Source organism: Croceibacterium xixiisoli, from assembly GCF_009827305.1.
GTDB classification, from domain to species: Bacteria; Pseudomonadota; Alphaproteobacteria; order Sphingomonadales; family Sphingomonadaceae; genus Croceibacterium_C; species Croceibacterium_C xixiisoli.
Window position 1 is genome coordinate 113,095 of sequence record NZ_WTYJ01000005.1, and the last position, 16,819, is coordinate 129,913.

The following is a 16,819-nucleotide window of genomic DNA, read 5'->3' on the forward strand; positions in this document are numbered from 1 at the left end:
AGCTTTAAAGAGGAAAGCCAGACAGAAAAGCGGGATTTTCAGCCGTCAGCCGGGCTTTCCCGCGCAGGCAGATAATCCCGTCGGAACTTCGCCGCGAAATCGGCAAATACTCCTCCGACAATCGCGTCGCGCATGCCCTGCATCAATTGCTGATAGAATGTCAGATTGTGCTCGGTCACCAGCATGGCACCCAGAATTTCGCCGGATTTCTGCAAATGATGCAGATAGGCGCGGGAAAACTGCGTGCAGGCCGAACAGGGGCAGCTATCGTCCAGCGGCGCCATATCCTCTGCATGTTTGGCATTGCGCAGGTTGACTGGGCCGAGCCAGGTGAACGCCTGCCCATTGCGCCCCGACCGTGTAGGCAGCACGCAATCAAACATATCGACCCCGCGCTCCACCGCGCCGACCAGATCGTCCGGCTTGCCCACGCCCATCAGGTAGCGCGGCCGATCCGCCGGCAATTGCGACGGCGCGAAATCCAGCGTGGCGAACATCGCCTCCTGACCCTCACCCACGGCCAGCCCGCCGATGGCATAGCCGTCAAAGCCGATCTCCGTCAGCTTCTGCGCCGATATCGCCCGCAGATCCTGGTCCAGCGCGCCCTGCTGAATGCCGAACAGCGCCGCCCCCTCGGCATGCTCCCCGCCGGAATCGAAACCATCGCGGCTGCGCTTGGCCCAGCGCATGGAAAGCTCCATCGATGCGGCAATCTCGTCACGCGGGCGGTCGGCGCGCGGGCATTCGTCGAACGCCATCACGATATCCGATCCAAGCAGACGCTGGATCTCCATCGATCGCTCGGGCGTCAGCATATGCTTCGATCCATCCAGATGGCTGCGGAATTCCACCCCCTGTTCGGTCAGCTTGCGCAGTTCGGACAGGCTCATCACCTGGTACCCGCCGCTATCGGTCAGGATCGGCCTATCCCAGTTCATGAATTTGTGCAGCCCGCCCAGCCGGGCCATGCGCTCGGCACCCGGGCGCAGCATCAGATGATAGGTATTGCCCAGGATGATATCCGCACCCGTCGCGCGCACCGATTTCGGGCTCATCGCCTTCACGGTGGCGGCGGTGCCCACGGGCATGAAGGCCGGCGTGCGGATTTCCCCGCGGCGCATGGCGATCCGCCCGGTGCGCGCCTTGCCGTCGGTTGCATCAATGGTGAAGCGGAAACGTTCCAAGATCAAAAACCATAAACCAGAGTAAAACGAGACAGCGTGTCGGTCGACACCGCGCCCACCGGCGGATTGCTGTCATATTCAAGCGTATAGGAAATCCGCGTCGTCAGCCGATCGCTGATCTTCGCTTCCAGCCCGGTCACCACCACCACGCTGGTGTTGCCGGAATCGATGATGATCGCCGCCCGCGTTCCCGAATCCGCGATCAGATTGGTATCCTGCGTCAGCGTCAGCGCCTTGCTGAGTTTCCAGTCGAAATCCAGCCCGATCAGCCCACCCAGATTATCGGCCGAGGTGCCATTGGTGAACTCGGTCCGCCGGAATGCCGGGCCCAGCTTGGCCGAAAGCGAGACGGAGGATTTCTTCAGGATGTCATACCCAATTCCGCCGGAAAGCGAATAACGGCCCGTATAACCCTGAAATCGATCGTGTTCATACTGCGCCAGTGCATAGGTGAACAGCGACGGGCTGATCCTGAATTGCGGCTCATAGACCAGCACATATTGCTCACGCGACGTGCGCCCGTTGCTGCGCTGGTAGTCGGCCCGGGCACGTATCTGGTGCCGCCAGTCGATGCCGGTGCGGGTCAGGTCGAGCGAAGCGGAAATGCCCGCGTCATTGCTGTTGCCCGATGATTGGAACGCGCCGATCTGCCCCTTGCCGCTCCACAGGTCGATCAGCCCGGCCTCGCGGATCTTCTGTTCCTTGTCCACCGCCGCCAGCGCCGCCTGCGCTGCCTTGTGCGCCTTGAACTGCGCCAGTATCTGCCGCAGCTCGCCTTCTGCGCCGGGGTTGGTCTGGATCGCCAGATCGATCACCGTCTGCACCTTGCCCGCATCATCCGTTGCCAGCGCGGCATCGACCATCGCCTGAACCGGCGGCGGAATTTCCGCCTGCGCCGGCACCGCCAGAAACAGCAGCCCCGCTGCAAGCGTGGGCAGGCGAGGAACGGTCAGGATCGTCTGCATTCTGCCACTGCTAGCGAATCATTCGCGCAGCCGCCACCCGGTCCTGAACACGAAGGCAATGATTGCCGTGCAAACCGCGATGAAGCCCAGCGTCATCGCCAGCGACAGCCCGATCGAAACATCGCTCTCGCCGGTAAAGCACCAGCGCAAACCATTGACGAGATAGAAGATCGGATTGGCCAGCGCGACCGTCCGCCAGGGTTCGGGCAGCATGTCGATCGAATAGAATGTCCCGCCCAGGAATGTCAGCGGGGTCAGCATCAGCATCGGCACGATCTGCAGCTTCTCGAAACCGTCGGCCCAGATCCCCAGGATAAACCCGAACAGCGAAAAAGCCGCCGCCACCAGCATGATATAACCCAGGGCATAAAGCGGATGGGCGATCGAATAATCGACGAACAGCGTCGCCGTCAGCAGGATGATCGTCGCCAGGATCAGCGATTTGGCCGCCGCCGCGCCGACAAAGCCGATCAGCGTTTCGACAAAACCGATCGGGGCGGACAGCAGTTCATAGATCGCCCCGGTGAAGCGCGGCATGTAAATGCCGAAGCTGGCGTTGGAGGTGCTTTCGGACAGCAGCGTCAGCATCAGCAGCCCGGGCACGATGAAGGCGCCATAGGAAACCCCGCCGATCTCATTGATCCGCCCTCCAATCGCGGCCCCGAAAACAATGAAATAGAGCGATGTGGTGAGAACCGGTGACAGAATGGATCCGAACACCGTCCGGAAAGCCCGCATCACCTCATTCTTGAAAATGGCATAGGCCCCGCGCAAATTCATGCCGCGTGCTCCTGCGGATGTTCGACAAGATTGACGAAGATATCTTCCAGGCTGGATTCAGCCGTCTGGATGGCAGTGAAGGCAATCTGGTTGATGACCAGCGCCTTGGCCAGATCGGCCACCTCGCGCTTGCCCTTCCCCGTGCCGTCACCGCCGCGATAGGTGATGGTGCGGCCATCATCCTCCAGCGAGAGCGGGAAGGCGGACAGTGAAGGCGGGAGCTCGCTCAGCGGCGTTTCCAGCGTGAAGCGCGCCTCGGTGCGGCCGAGCTGGGCCATGATCGATGTCTTGTCATCCACCAGCAGGATCTTGCCCTTGTTGATCACCCCCACCCGGTCGGCCATTTCCTCGGCCTCCTCGATATAATGGGTGGTCAGGATGATCGTGGTTCCGCGCGCGCGCAGTTCGCCGATCTGGCGCCACATGTCGCGCCGCAATTCCACATCCACGCCGGCGGTCGGTTCATCCAGGAACAGCAGTTCGGGTTCATGGCTCAGCGCCTTGGCGATCATCACCCGGCGCTTCATCCCGCCGGAAAGCTCGCGGATCTTGGCCTCGCGCTTGTCCCAGAGGCTCAGGCTGCGCAGCACTTCCTCGATCCGCGCTTCATCGGGCGGATAGCCGAACATGCCGCGCGAAAACCGCACCGAACGCGCGACCGTATCGAACATGTCGAAACTCAATTCCTGCGGCACCAGCCCGATCCGCGCGCGCAGCCGCCGCCAGTGCCGGCCCATATCCTCGCCAAAGGCATGGATGCTGCCGCCGCTCGGCCGCACCAGTCCGCAGACCGCACCGATCAGTGTGGTCTTGCCCGCGCCGTTCGGCCCCAGCAGCGCGAAGATCTCCCCGCGCCTGATCTGCAGATCGACCCCGCCCAGCGCGGTCGGACCATGTTTGTACGTCTTGGAAAGATTCTGAATGTCGAGAATGATTTCAGACATGCGCAGCCCCAGGAAAACCATCGACCGCAACCCGCCGGCCGCTGCCCCATGGCAGCGTCCCGCAAATTACGGCCCCTTGTGTCTTCACGCCAGCGGCAACAGCAGCGAGGAATCGCCATAGGAATAGAACCGATAGTCGTTCCCGATCGCATGGGCATAGGCCGCCTGCATGCGATCGAGCCCCATCAGCGCGGAAACCAGCATGAAGAGCGTCGACTTCGGCAGATGGAAATTGGTCATCAGTCCGTCAACCGCCCGGAAGCGATAACCGGGCGTAATAAATATCGACGTGTCCCCGGCAAACGGCCGGATCACCCCGTCTTCACCCGTGGCGCTTTCCAGCAGCCGCAGCGATGTGGTGCCCACTGCGATTACCCGCCCCCCGGCGGCGCGGGCCGCGTTAAGCCGCTCGGCCGTCTCCGCCTCGATCCGCCCCCATTCGGCATGCATGGCATGTTCGGTGGTGTCGTCTGCCTTCACCGGCAGGAAAGTCCCTGCCCCGACATGCAGGGTCAGCGTTTCGCGCTGCACGTCCGCCGCATCCAGCGCGGCGATCAGTTCAGGGGTGAAATGCAGCGCTGCGGTCGGTGCGGCCACTGCGCCATCCTCGCGCGCAAACATGGTCTGGTAATCGCTGCGATCGGCCTCGTCTGTGGCCCGCTTGCCAGCGATATAGGGCGGCAGGGGCATGCGCCCTGCCCGTTCCAGCAGCACCTCGACCGGTTCATCGCCTTCGAATGCCAGGATCCAGCTGCCATCGGGCAGCCGCTGTTCGGCAATCGCCGCGACATCGGCGGGAAATCCGATCCGGTCCCCTTCGCGCAACCGCTTGCCATTGCGCACAAAGGCCTGCCAGCGGCGCAGATCGATCCGCTTGTGCAGGGTCGCGCCGATCCGCGCCTCACCCCTGGTGCCTTCCAACTGGGCCGGAATAACGCGGGTATCGTTGAACACCAGCACATCCTGCGGGCGCAGCAGCCCGGGCAGATCACTGACGATCAGATCGCTGAAATCCCCTGCCGCCGGCACCAGCAGCATCCGCGCACTGTCGCGCGGGCGGGCCGGGCGCAGCGCGATCCGTTCAGGGGGAAGCTCGAAATCAAACAGGTCGACACGCATGGCGCCGCTTCACCGCAAACGCGGCCGCCCGTCAATCCAACAGGGCGGGCAATGCCCCGCCCCGCGACGAAACCTCAGTTGGTGGTCCGGGCTGCCGGGCTGGCCGGAGCCGGTCTCGAAGGTGCTGGGCTCACATTGCTCGGCAGGAACAGATCCTGCGCTTCCGAGGCGTGGGCCGGCGCCGGCGCCGCGCTCGGCATCTTCTGCGGCTTGTTGTCGGCCGCGATCGATGCCTGGACGATATAGCTCGGGTCGCTGGGCGGCTCACCCCGGTGAATTTCGTCCACCGCATCCATGCCCGCAATCACGCGGCCGAAATTGGTATAGCGCCGGTCGAGCGAAAAACGTGGGTAGAACACGATGAAGAACTGGCTGTTCGCGCTGTTCTCATCGGCGGCACGCGCCATCGACACCGTCCCGCGCACATGCGGCAGCGGGTTGAATTCGGCGGTCAGATCGGGGAGGTCGGAACCGCTCCGGCCGGTGCCCGTCGGGTCGCCCGTCTGCGCCATGAACCCGTCGATCACGCGGTGGAAGATGATGCCGTCATAAAACCCCTGCCGGGTCAGCGTCTTGATTCGCTCGATATGCGCCGGCGCCCATTCCGGCATCAGCCGAATGGCGACCCGCTTGCCGTTGGAAAGATCCAGGAACAGGATATTCTCCCGATCCTGCGTCTGATCCATGTTCACGGTCAGCGGATATTGCCGGGGTGCCGCCGGGTTCGGCGCCGCACCTTCGGCCGCGGTTGGCTGATCGGCGGCGGGCCGCTCATCCTCGGCCTGGTCCTGCGCGATCGCATGGATCGGGGGGACAACCAGCGAGAGGGCCAGCGCGGAAGCGAAGAGGCGTGTGATCATCATGTCTCGCAAAGCGGTAAATCGAAGCGCGCACCTACCGGTGATGCGCTGACAGTTCAATGAACGGTTACAATTCTCCCCGGCGGCCGATCGTCTCGACCCGGGCAACCACCTCGTCGCGCACCTCGGCACTGACGAAGGCGGATATATCGCCACCGAACAGCGCGATTTCCTTAACCAGCTTGGATGCGATCGGCTGCAGAGAGACATCGGCCATCAGGAACACCGTCTCGATCTCGGCATCGATCTTCTGGTTCATGCCCGCCATCTGATATTCATATTCGAAATCGGCCACGGCGCGCAGGCCCCGGATCACGACACTGGCCCCGCGTGCCCGGGCGAATTTCATCAGCAGCGCGTTGAAACCCTGCACCTCCACATTGGCGATGCCCATGCGCCCCACCTCGGCCCGCACCATCTCGATCCGCTCTTCCGGCGTGAACATCGGATCCTTGGACGGATTGGTCGTCACGCCGATGATCAGCCGGTCCACCAGCTTGGCGCCGCGCCGGATGATGTCGGAATGCCCCAGCGTTATGGGGTCGAAAGTCCCGGGATAAAGGCCAACACGTTCCGTCATATTACCCCCACACCCGGGCTTCGATCACGCGCGATCGCAGCCAGACTTACCGGTCCCGCTCGACCACGAAACGGGCCAGCGCGCGCAGCAGATCGGCTTCCTTGCCATGCTGCGCCAGCCGGGCGATCGCCTGATCGCTCAGCGCAAATGCCTGCTCGCGGGCCTTTTCGGCACCCATCAGCGAAACGAAGGTGGCCTTGCCCTGCCCTTCATCCTTGCGCAGCGCCTTGCCGGCCTTCTGTTCGTCGCCTTCATGATCCAGCAGATCGTCGGCAATCTGGAATGCCAGGCCGATGTCCCGGGCATAGGCGCGCAAATGGGTCCGCCCTTCCTGTGCCACATGGCCCAGAATCGCGCCCATTTCGACAGCTGCGCCCAGCAGCGCGCCGGTCTTGAGCTGCTGCAGCCGGGTAATCATGTGCAGATCGAACTGGGACGTCTCGGCGATGATATCCATCATCTGCCCCCCGGCCATGCCATTGGATCCGCTGGCCACGGCCAAGCAACGCACCAGTTCCGCCCGCACAAACGGATCGGCGCTGGTCTGGGTGTCGCTCAACAGTTCGAATGCCAGCGCATGCAGGCTGTCCCCGGCCAGAACCGCAGTGGCATCATCGAACGCCAGATGCAGGGTCGGCTTGCCGTGGCGCCGCTCATCATCATCCATGCAGGGCAGATCGTCATGCACCAGCGAATAGGCATGCAGCGCCTCGATCGCACAACCGGCGCGAATCGCCGAAGGCCGTGCCACGCCATACATTTCGGCAACCGCGACCAGCAGCAGCGGCCGCACCCGCTTGCCGCCGCCGATCGTGGCATAACGCATCGCTTCTACCAGCCGGGCGCGCGGATCGTCGGGAACGTCCAGAATCGCATCGAACGCATCGTCGATTTCGCGCTGAACCCGCTGCAATCCCTCGCTCAGCAGATCATCGGCCAGTTCTGCGGTCATGCTATGCCCCGTCAAAAGGTGCGGCGCCGGCCGGTTTGCCATCCGGCCCGGCAACGATCTTTTCGATCCGTGCCTGCGCCGCATCCAGCCGCGCCTGGCAATGTTTGCGCAAATCTTCCCCGCGTTCGTAAAGGTCGATCGATTCGTCCAGCGGCACGTCGCCGCCTTCCAGCCGGCGAACGACATCCTCCAGCGCACGCAGCGCTTCTTCGAACGTCATTCCGGCGATTTCAGTGGGCTGATCCTGCATGGTTTATGCAATGACGGGCATAACGAAGCCGGTCAAGCACGGCAGGGGCTGGCGGTCCCCGCGCGCCGAAGCTAAGGGCCTGCCATGTCCGAGATCACGCCCTCAATCGTCGAGGCCCACGGCCTCAGCCCCGAAGAATACGACCGTGTGCTGAACGCACTGGGCCGCGAACCGAACCTGGTTGAACTGGGTATCTTCTCGGTCATGTGGAGCGAACACTGTTCGTACAAATCCAGTCGTATCCATTTGAAGAAGCTGCCGACCGAAGCCCCCTGGGTGATCTGCGGCCCCGGTGAGAATGCCGGCGTGATCGATATCGGCGATGGCCAGGCCGCCATCTTCAAGATGGAGAGCCACAACCACCCCAGCTATATCGAACCCTATCAGGGCGCAGCCACCGGAGTCGGCGGCATTCTGCGCGATGTGTTCACCATGGGCGCCCGCCCGGTCGCGAATCTCAACGCCCTGCGTTTCGGCCGCCCCGATCACCCCAAGATGAAGCATCTGGTGCAGGGCGTCGTCGCCGGCATCGGCGGCTATGGCAATTGCGTCGGCGTTCCCACGGTGGGCGGCGAAACCAATTTCCACCCGGCCTATGACGGCAATATCCTGGTCAACGCCATGACCGTGGGTGTCGCCGATACCGACAAGATCTTCTATTCGGCGGCCACGGGCCTCGGCAATCCGATCGTCTATGTCGGGTCGAAGACCGGCCGCGACGGCATTCATGGCGCGACCATGGCCAGCGCCGATTTCGGCGAAGACAGCGATGCCAAGCGCCCGACCGTGCAGGTTGGCGATCCCTTCACCGAAAAGCTCCTGATCGAAGCATGCCTGGAACTGATGGCCACCGACGCCATCGTTGCCATCCAGGATATGGGCGCCGCCGGGCTGACGTCCTCCAGCGTGGAAATGGCCACCAATGGCAAGGCCGGCATCCGCCTGAACATGAACAATGTGCCCTGCCGCGAAACCGGCATGACACCTTATGAAATGATGCTGAGCGAAAGCCAGGAACGCATGCTGATGGTGCTCAAGCCGGGCAAGGAGCCCATGGCAGAGGCAATCTTCCGCAAGTGGGAACTGGATTTCGCAGTTATCGGCGAAGTCACCGATACCCAGCACATGGTGCTGGAATTCAACGGCGAAGTGGTCTGCGATATCCCGCTCGGCCCGCTCGCCGCGGATGCCCCGCTGTATGATCGTCCCTATGTTTCGCCGGAAGAATACAAGGCCTGGGCCAATGTCGCCCCGCTCGGCGATGTGGCGGAAAGCGCCGACATCGGCGCCGATCTGCTGACCCTGATGGGCAGTGCCGATCTCGCCAGCCGCCGCTGGATCTGGCAGCAGTATGACAGTCAGGTCGGCGCCGACACACTGCAACTGTCCGGCGGTGACGCTGCGGTCGTGCGCGTGCATGGCACCAGCAAGGCGCTGGCGATGAGCACCGACTGCACTCCGCGCTATTGCTATGCCGATCCCTATGAAGGCGGCAAGCAGGCGGTGGCCGAAACCTATCGCAATATCTCGGCCGTCGGCGGTCGCCCGCTGGCGATCACCAATTGCCTGAATTTCGCCAATCCGCAGCGTCCGGAAATCATGGCGCAGATCGTCGGCTGCCTGAACGGCATGGCCGATGCCTGCCGCGCGCTCGACTATCCGATCGTCAGCGGCAACGTCAGCCTCTACAACGAAAGCAAGGCCACCGGCGGCGGCAGCGCCATCCTGCCGACCCCGGCCATCGGCGGCGTCGGCATCCTGGAAGATTCCTCGCTCATGGCCACCATCGCTTTCAAGGGCGAAGGCCAGGACATCGCGGTGATCGGCCGCGAACATGATGATCTGGGCCAGTCGCTGTGGCTGCGCACGATCCAGGGTCGCGAAGACGGCAATCCCCCGCCGGTCGATCTGGCCGAAGAACGCCGCCTGGGTGAACTGGTGCGCGATCTGATCGCTGCCGGCGATGTGACTGCCGTGCATGACGTCAGCGATGGCGGCCTGCTGGTGGCTGTTACCGAAATGGCGCTGGCTGGCGGCATCGGTGCCGATCTGCTGCCACTCACCACGGCTCAGGCCTATGCAGAGGCACAGGGGCTCTATGTCGTGACCCTGCCCGATGCCTCTGTGCTGGCACAGCGCGGCATCGCCGCGCGCGTTATCGGCAAGACCGGCGGCGCGGCCATCGTCGCCAACGGCGCGACCATCGCCCTTGCCGATCTGCGCGAAGCCAATGACAGCTTCTTCCGCAACTGGATGGAAAGCTGATCTGACCGTCAGGTCCATTGTGGTCCCGCCGTCATCGTTCCCCCTGCCCGGGTGGATCATGACGGCGGCACCGCCTGACTGCGCATGACGCAGCCTTTGCCCCGCATCCTTTCGCTCGACATCATTCGCGGGATCGCGGTGATGGGCATCTTCTTCGCCAATGTCATCGGCATGGCGATGATCGATGCGGCCTATTTCCACCCGCCCACCTATGGCTTTTTCTCGGCGCTCGATCACATCGCCTGGGCGGTGAACTATGTGCTGGTGGACGCGCGCTTCCGCGCGCTGTTCTCGATCCTGTTCGGGGCCTCGCTGCTCCTGATCACCGATCGGGCGGAGGCACGCGACCAACCGGCCTGGCGCGCCCATTTTCCCCGCATGGCGGTGCTGCTGCTGTTCGGGCTGGTCCATTATTACTGGCTGTGGTGGGGGGATATTCTCGCCAATTATGCGCTGATCGGGATGGCTGCGTTCTTTCTGCGCCGCCTGCCGGTTCCCGCCATGCTGATGGGCGCAGTGCTGGCCCTGCTGGTGCAGCATGGCCCCCTGATGGCCGGCCATGCCCAGCAATTGCCCCGCTATGAAGCCATGCGCGCGCCCGATGCCACCCCGGCGGATCGCGCCACCTATGACGCCATGATCGCCCGCGCCAGCGAATCGGCGGCCAGTATTGCCGCGGACAAGGCAGCGCATGAAAACCCGCTGACCCATGCGCGGGAAATGACCCTGCCGGAAAACCGCTGGCAGCCGTTCAAGTCGGTCACCGACTATGGTTTCGAAACGCTCGGGCTGATGCTGCTGGGGATGGCAGCCTTTCGCTCCGGCCTGCTTACCGGCAGCTGGCCCCGCCACCATTACGCCGTGCTTGGATTGGTCGTCACCTTGCCCTCGCTCGCGATCTTCGCGTTCGGCACATTTACGATCCATGCCTCCGGCTATGATCGAATGGCGTTCTATTGGTGGGATTATGTCTGGCTGCCGATGTTACAACCCATCTGCGCAATGGGCTATATCGGTTTGATCCTGTGGCTTTTTCATGGCCACGAAGCCAGCGCCACCGGCCTCCGGATCGCCGCGGTGGGCCGGATGGCCTTCACCAACTATCTCGGCGCCACGCTCATCGGCACATTGCTGTTTTCGGGCTTTGCCGGCGGACTTTATGGGCAGTTGTCGCGCGGGCAGACCTGGCTGATCGCCTTCCCCGTTTGCGCGCTCATGCTGGCGTGGTCGCAGCCCTGGCTGGCCCGTTTCCGCTATGGTCCGCTCGAATGGGTCTGGCGCAGTCTGGCCCAGGGACGGTGGGAAGCCAATCGCCGCCCACCGGCACCTTCAGCAAAGCCAGGCTGACTTCAGCCGGCGACCCATTCGCTTTCGGGAATGCCCAGCAGCCGCAACACGGCGGTCAGGTCGCCTCTGTCCACCCAGCCATTGGCAGCGTCGCGCGCCTTGGGCTTGGCGTGATAGGCAATGCCGTAATCGGCCGCCTGCAGCATCGGGATGTCATTGGCGCCATCGCCGCTGGCCAGGCTGACGGCATTGTCACCCAGCAGCGCCAGCTCTTCGCGCAGAATCCGTTCCTTGACCGATGAATCGGTGATCGCGCCGATCAGCTGCCCGGTCAGCCTGCCTTGCGAAACGCCCAGGCGATTGCCCACCACCCGCTCGAAGCCCAGCATCTCTGCCACGGGATCGGCAAAATGGTGGAACCCACCGGTAACCAGCACGGTGCGGCAGCCCCGGTGACGCAAAGTCGCGACCAGCACGCGCGCACCGGCCATCGGCTGAATGCGCTCTGCCAGGCACTGGCCAATGGCGGTTTCCGGCAGATCGGCCAGCAGGCCGACCCGTTCCCGCAGGGCAGTCTCGAAATCCAGCTCGCCCTGCATGGCCCGTTCGGTAATGTCAGCGATGCGATCCTTCAGCCCGGCAAAATCGCCCAGCTCATCGATGCATTCCTGCCCGATCATGGTGGAATCCATGTCGGATACGAACAGGTCGGGAATGCTGAACGGCGCGGACGAAATGATCGCGTCGCTCGGCGCGAAATGCGCGTCGATCACCTGGCGCAGCACCACAGCATCATCGCCCGGCAGCATCAATTGCAGGACATCGGAACATGAATCGAGCATCTGCGCCCCTGCCAGCGGCAGGCCGGCGGCCTTCAGCGCATCGGCTGCGGCGTCGAGACGCGTTTCCAGAGTGGCGGGGTCTGCTATCAGCCGTGCGATGAGCAACGGGCAATCTCCTGATCAAAATGCGGTGGCGCTCATCGCAGGGCCAACCGCCAGCGGCAAGAGCGATCTCGCCATTACCCTGGCCCATGCGATTCGCCGCCATGGGCGCGATGCCGCGATCATCAATGCGGACAGCGCGCAGGTTTATGCCGATCTCCAGGTGCTGAGCGCCCGGCCCGATCCGGCCGAAATGGGCCAGGTCGAACACCGCCTGTTCGGGACCTGGGATGGGGCGACGGCCTGTTCGGCGGCCGACTGGGCCGCCGCCGCCGCCACGGAAATCGCCCGCGCCCATGCCGCCGGCATCATTCCCATCCTGGTCGGGGGAACGGGGCTCTATATGCGCACCCTGCTGGACGGGATCGCCCCCGTCCCGGCGATCGATCCGCAGGTCCGCGATGACGTTCGCGCCATGCCGCTCGCGGATGCCTATCTTGCGCTGCAGTCGGCCGATCCGGATCGGGCCGCGCTGCTCAATCCGGCGGACAGCACCCGGATCGCCCGCGCGCTGGAGGTGGTCCGATCCACCGGACACCCGCTGGCGCATTGGCAGGCGCGCAAGGAAGGCGGAATCGGCGATTCGATCCATCTCGCCCCGGCGATCCTGCTGCCTGATCGTGACTGGCTTTATGCGCGTTGCGACCTGCGTTTTTCGCACATGATCGAACGCGGCGCCGTGGCGGAGGTCGAACGATTGCTGGCACGACAGCTGTCGCCGGATCTGCCGGTCATGCGCGCGATCGGGGTGCCGGAAATTGCCGGCTGGCTGGGCGGAGAGCTGACCCGGGAACAGGCGATCGAGGCCGGGCAACAGGCCACGCGCAATTATGCCAAGCGCCAATATACCTGGTTCCGGCGCCAGCCCCCGCCCGAATGGCCCAGGGACGCGCTTTATAATGACAATCCAGAGGCGATTATTGAAATATTATTTCGCAATCTTGGGTTGACATGACATTTCATGTCGCCTAGCAGGCGGGTTCCAAGAGGAAGTCCTTCCTCAGCGAGTTGGAGAGGAGCGGCCCGGCGCGACACAATCGTGCCGGGTCCGCTTTTTTCAGAAAGAGGTGAGCCGTGTCCAATGAACGCAGCGGTGCTGCGATACTGGTTGAAAGCCTGGTCCGTCAGGGTGTCGAATATGTTTTCGGCTATCCGGGCGGCGCCGTTCTGCCGATCTACGACGAATTGTTTTCCGACAATCGCGTCCGCCATATCCTTGTCCGTCATGAAGCAGGCGCTGCCCATGCTGCGGAAGGTTATGCCCGTTCCACCGGCAAGCCCGGCGTGGTGCTCGTCACCTCCGGCCCCGGGGCGACCAATGCCATCACCGGCATTGCCGACGCCTATATGGATTCGATCCCGCTGGTCGTCATCACCGGCCAGGTGGGCACAAATCTGATCGGCACCGATGCCTTCCAGGAAGCGGACACCGTCGGCCTGACCCGGCATTGCACGAAGCACAACTATCTGGTCCGCGATCCCGATCAGTTGGCGGTGACGATCGAAGAAGCCTTCGAAATCGCCACCACCGGCCGCCCCGGCCCGGTCGTGATCGACATTCCCAAGAATGTTCAGGTCGCCACGGCCACGATGCTCGACACGCCGGTCCAGCGCCCCAAGCGCTACAATCCGCGCACCACGGCTTCCAGTGACGAAATCGATCGCGCCATCGCCTTGCTGGCTGCCGCCGAACGGCCGCTCTTCTATACCGGCGGCGGAATCATCAATTCCGGCCCGCGCGCCACCGAACTGCTGCGCCGCCTGCAGGCGCTGACCGGCGCGCCCGTCACCTCGACCCTGATGGGTCTGGGCGCCTTCCCGGCCGATCATCCCGATTGGCTCGGCATGCCGGGCATGCATGGCACCTATGAAGCCAATCTGGCGATGAACCAGGCGGATGTGATGGTGAACATCGGCGCCCGTTTCGACGATCGCGTCACGGGCCGGCTGGATGCCTTCTCCCCGGGTTCGACCAAGATCCACATCGATATCGATCGCGCCAGCATCAACAAGATCGTGCCGGTGGATCTGGGCATCGTCGGCGATTGCGCCGTCGTGCTCGAACAGCTGATCGAAGCCTGGGGTGATCGCAAGCCGCAGGATCTGACCGAATGGCGCGCCCGCATTGCCGGCTGGCGTGCGCGGGACAGCCTTGCCTTCCCGCAGTCGCAGGATGTGATCATGCCGCAGCATGCCATCCAGCGCCTGTTCGAACTCACCCGCGATCACGATCCGGTCATCACGACCGAGGTCGGCCAGCATCAGATGTGGGCCGCGCAGTATTTCGGCTTCCACGGTCCCAACAAATGGCTGACCAGCGGTGGCCTGGGCACCATGGGTTATGGCCTGCCCGCCGCCATCGGCGCGCAGCTCGGCAATCCGGACACGCTGGTGATCGACATTGCCGGTGAAGCCTCGATCCAGATGAACATCCAGGAAATGGGCACCGCCACCCAGTTCCGCCTGCCGGTCAAGGTGTTCATCCTCAACAATGAATATATGGGCATGGTCCGCCAGTGGCAGGAACTGACCTATGAAAGCCGCTATTCGAATTCCTATTCGGACAGCCTGCCCGATTTCGTGAACCTGGCAGAGGCTTACGGCTGGAAGGGTATCCGGATCGAAAGCATGGATCAGCTGGATGACGGCATCCGCGCGATGATCGAACATGACGGGCCCGTGATGGTCGATTGCCGCGTGTCGAAGGATGCCAATTGCTTCCCGATGATCCCCAGCGGAGCCGCGCATACCGAAATGCTGCTCTATGGCGATCAGGTCGCCGGCACCATGGAAGACGAAGCGAAGGCACTGGTCTGATGGCGCATTCCACAACAACCGCAATTCTTGGCAGGAGGGCGTGATGAAGATCCAGCATCGCGACACCGAACGCCACGTGCTGACCATCATGGTCGACAATGAAGCAGGCATCCTGGCGAAGATCGCCGGCCTGTTCACCGCGCGTGGTTACAATATCGACAGTCTGACCGTGGCCGATATCTCGGAAGATCACGCCGTCAGCCGCATCACCGTGGTCACCAGCGGCCCGCCGCCGGTCATCGACCAGATCACCGCCCAGCTCGAACGGCTGGTGCCGGTGCACAAGGTTACCGACCTGACCGAGGCCGGCCCTTATGTCGAACGCGAACTGGCGCTGATCAAGGTCGCCGGCAAGGGGGAGAACCGGGTGGAGGCATTGCGGATCGCCGATCTGTTCCGCGCCAAGGTGGTCGACACCACGACCTCCAGCTTCGTGTTCGAACTGACCGGCGCGCCGGACAAGATCAACACCTTCGTCGCCCTGATGCGCGAACTCGGCCTGGTCGAAGTCGGCCGGACCGGCATCGTGGGGATGATGCGCGGCACCGAAGGAACCTGACGCCCGGCGCGCGCCGTTTTCGCCTGAATTTCGTGCCCATGCGCAGGCAGGGCGCGTTCAGGCGCAGGCAGCGCGTGCTTCGCTTGCCTCTTGCATAGCCGATAATCATCGGCGCATGGGGCAGCCACAGACAGTTTTTCCATTCCAGATATTCCACGCCGGGGGCTCCCCGGCTCCGTTTGCAGACCCGATAGGACCGGACATGAAAGTTTATTACGACGCCGATTGCGACCTGAACCTGGTCACCGAAAAGAAGATCGCCATCGTCGGCTATGGCAGCCAGGGCCATGCCCACGCCCAGAACCTGCGCGACAGCGGCGTCAAGGAAGTGGCCATCGCGCTGCGCCCTGGCTCGGCCTCCGCAAAGAAGGCAGAAGCCGCCGGGTTCAAGGTGTTGAGCAATTCGGAAGCGGCCGCTTGGGCCGACCTTCTGATGATCCTGGCACCCGATGAACACCAGGCCGCGATCTGGGAAAACGACCTCAAGGGCAATATGAAGCCCGGCTCTGCGCTGGCTTTCGCCCATGGCCTGAACATCCACTTCGGCCTGATCGAAGCCCCCGCCGACATCGACGTGATCATGATCGCGCCCAAGGGCCCGGGCCACACCGTACGCGGCGAATACGCCAAGGGCGGCGGCGTTCCCTGCCTGATCGCCGTGCATCAGGATGCCAGCGGCAACGCCCATGACGTCGCCCTCGCATACGCCAGCGGCGTCGGCGGCGGCCGCTCGGGCATCATCGAAACCAACTTCAAGGAAGAGTGCGAAACCGACCTGTTCGGTGAACAGGCCGTGCTGTGCGGCGGCGTCACCCACCTGATCCAGGCTGGCTTCGAAACGCTGGTGGAAGCTGGTTATGCCCCTGAAATGGCTTACTTCGAATGCCTCCACGAAACCAAGCTGATCGTCGATCTGCTGTATGAAGGCGGCATCGCCAACATGCGCTATTCGATCAGCAACACCGCCGAATATGGTGACATCACCACCGGCCCGCGCATCATCACCGATGAAACCAAGGCGGAAATGAAGCGCGTTCTGGCCGACATTCAGTCGGGCCGTTTCGTGAAGAACTTCGTGCTCGACAACCGCGCCGGCCAGCCGGAGCTGAAGGCCGCCCGCAAGGCTGCCGAAGCGCACCCGATCGAACAGACCGGCGCCCGCCTGCGCGCGATGATGCCGTGGATCAGCGCCAACAAGCTGGTCGATCAGGAAAAGAACTGATAGCCGGGTTGCGGTTCCCACCTGCAAGGGAGGAACCGTAACCTCTATCACCGGGCTGAGCCCCGGAAATGCGCGCTCGCCCGGTCGGGCG

General features: G+C 63.3%; 16 protein-coding genes. 6 read left to right on the forward strand and 10 right to left on the reverse strand.

Annotated features, from left to right (window positions below):
- Positions 1–38 precede the first annotated feature (38 nt).
- From tgt to GRI97_RS18045, 9 genes are all read right to left on the reverse strand, one after another.
- Positions 39–1,187, reverse strand: coding sequence for a tRNA guanosine(34) transglycosylase Tgt (gene tgt / locus GRI97_RS18005; RefSeq protein ID WP_161392653.1), 1,149 nt, complete (start codon positions 1,185–1,187; stop codon positions 39–41).
- Entirely contained in the window at positions 1,187–2,149 is a 963-nt protein-coding gene (locus tag GRI97_RS18010; RefSeq protein ID WP_161392623.1) for a DUF481 domain-containing protein, read from the reverse strand. Before GRI97_RS18010 ends, tgt begins: the two co-directional genes overlap by 1 nt.
- Positions 2,150–2,167: 18 nt before the next feature.
- Positions 2,168–2,929: an ABC transporter permease gene (locus GRI97_RS18015; protein ID WP_161392624.1), complete on the reverse strand. Its 762-nt coding sequence runs from the start codon at positions 2,927–2,929 to the stop codon at positions 2,168–2,170.
- Positions 2,926–3,873: an ABC transporter ATP-binding protein gene (locus GRI97_RS18020; RefSeq protein WP_161392625.1), complete on the reverse strand. Its 948-nt coding sequence runs from the start codon at positions 3,871–3,873 to the stop codon at positions 2,926–2,928. The genes GRI97_RS18015 and GRI97_RS18020 overlap by 4 nt, the downstream gene beginning before the upstream one ends.
- 84 nt (positions 3,874–3,957) lie before the next feature.
- Entirely contained in the window at positions 3,958–4,992 is a 1,035-nt protein-coding gene (queA, locus tag GRI97_RS18025; RefSeq protein ID WP_161392626.1) for a tRNA preQ1(34) S-adenosylmethionine ribosyltransferase-isomerase QueA, read from the reverse strand.
- 74 nt (positions 4,993–5,066) lie between these two features.
- Entirely contained in the window at positions 5,067–5,852 is a 786-nt protein-coding gene (locus GRI97_RS18030) for a peptidylprolyl isomerase (RefSeq protein WP_202392851.1), read from the reverse strand.
- Positions 5,853–5,919: 67 nt separating this feature from the next.
- Positions 5,920–6,432, reverse strand: a complete 513-nt coding sequence (gene coaD, locus GRI97_RS18035) for a pantetheine-phosphate adenylyltransferase (RefSeq protein WP_161392628.1) — start codon at positions 6,430–6,432, stop codon at positions 5,920–5,922.
- A 46-nt stretch (positions 6,433–6,478) separates the two neighbouring features.
- The gene (locus tag GRI97_RS18040; RefSeq protein WP_161392629.1) at positions 6,479–7,384 is read right to left on the reverse strand and encodes a polyprenyl synthetase family protein; all 906 of its coding nucleotides are present in this window, start codon (positions 7,382–7,384) and stop codon (positions 6,479–6,481) included.
- A gap of 1 nt (position 7,385) precedes the next feature.
- Positions 7,386–7,634, reverse strand: a complete 249-nt coding sequence (locus GRI97_RS18045) for an exodeoxyribonuclease VII small subunit (RefSeq protein ID WP_161392630.1) — start codon at positions 7,632–7,634, stop codon at positions 7,386–7,388.
- An 84-nt stretch (positions 7,635–7,718) separates the two neighbouring features.
- Here GRI97_RS18045 and purL point away from each other — a divergent pair, with 84 nt between their 5' ends.
- Positions 7,719–9,899, forward strand: a complete 2,181-nt coding sequence (gene purL, locus GRI97_RS18050) for a phosphoribosylformylglycinamidine synthase subunit PurL (protein WP_161392631.1) — start codon at positions 7,719–7,721, stop codon at positions 9,897–9,899.
- An 84-nt stretch (positions 9,900–9,983) separates the two neighbouring features.
- Positions 9,984–11,246: a DUF418 domain-containing protein gene (locus GRI97_RS18055; protein WP_161392632.1), complete on the forward strand. Its 1,263-nt coding sequence runs from the start codon at positions 9,984–9,986 to the stop codon at positions 11,244–11,246.
- Positions 11,247–11,248: 2 nt separating this feature from the next.
- On the opposite strand, the gene serB is transcribed toward GRI97_RS18055, so the two are convergent.
- Positions 11,249–12,133 carry a phosphoserine phosphatase SerB gene (serB, locus tag GRI97_RS18060; RefSeq protein WP_161392633.1) on the reverse strand — a complete coding sequence of 295 codons (885 nt, stop codon included), beginning with the start codon at positions 12,131–12,133 and terminating at the stop codon, positions 11,249–11,251.
- Between serB and miaA the strand changes: the two genes are divergently transcribed.
- The 4 genes from miaA (at position 12,126) to ilvC (ending at position 16,728) form a co-directional block, all read left to right on the forward strand.
- Positions 12,126–13,085, forward strand: a complete 960-nt coding sequence (gene miaA / locus GRI97_RS18065; RefSeq protein WP_161392634.1) for a tRNA (adenosine(37)-N6)-dimethylallyltransferase MiaA — start codon at positions 12,126–12,128, stop codon at positions 13,083–13,085. The genes serB and miaA overlap by 8 nt on opposite strands.
- Before the next feature lie 119 nt (positions 13,086–13,204).
- Positions 13,205–14,947 carry a biosynthetic-type acetolactate synthase large subunit gene (gene ilvB / locus GRI97_RS18070; RefSeq protein ID WP_161392635.1) on the forward strand — a complete coding sequence of 581 codons (1,743 nt, stop codon included), beginning with the start codon at positions 13,205–13,207 and terminating at the stop codon, positions 14,945–14,947.
- 43 nt (positions 14,948–14,990) lie between these two features.
- Positions 14,991–15,506: an acetolactate synthase small subunit gene (gene ilvN / locus GRI97_RS18075; RefSeq protein ID WP_161392636.1), complete on the forward strand. Its 516-nt coding sequence runs from the start codon at positions 14,991–14,993 to the stop codon at positions 15,504–15,506.
- Between the two features lie 202 nt (positions 15,507–15,708).
- Positions 15,709–16,728, forward strand: coding sequence for a ketol-acid reductoisomerase (ilvC, locus tag GRI97_RS18080; RefSeq protein WP_161392637.1), 1,020 nt, complete (start codon positions 15,709–15,711; stop codon positions 16,726–16,728).
- The last annotated feature ends 91 nt before the right edge of the window (positions 16,729–16,819 follow it).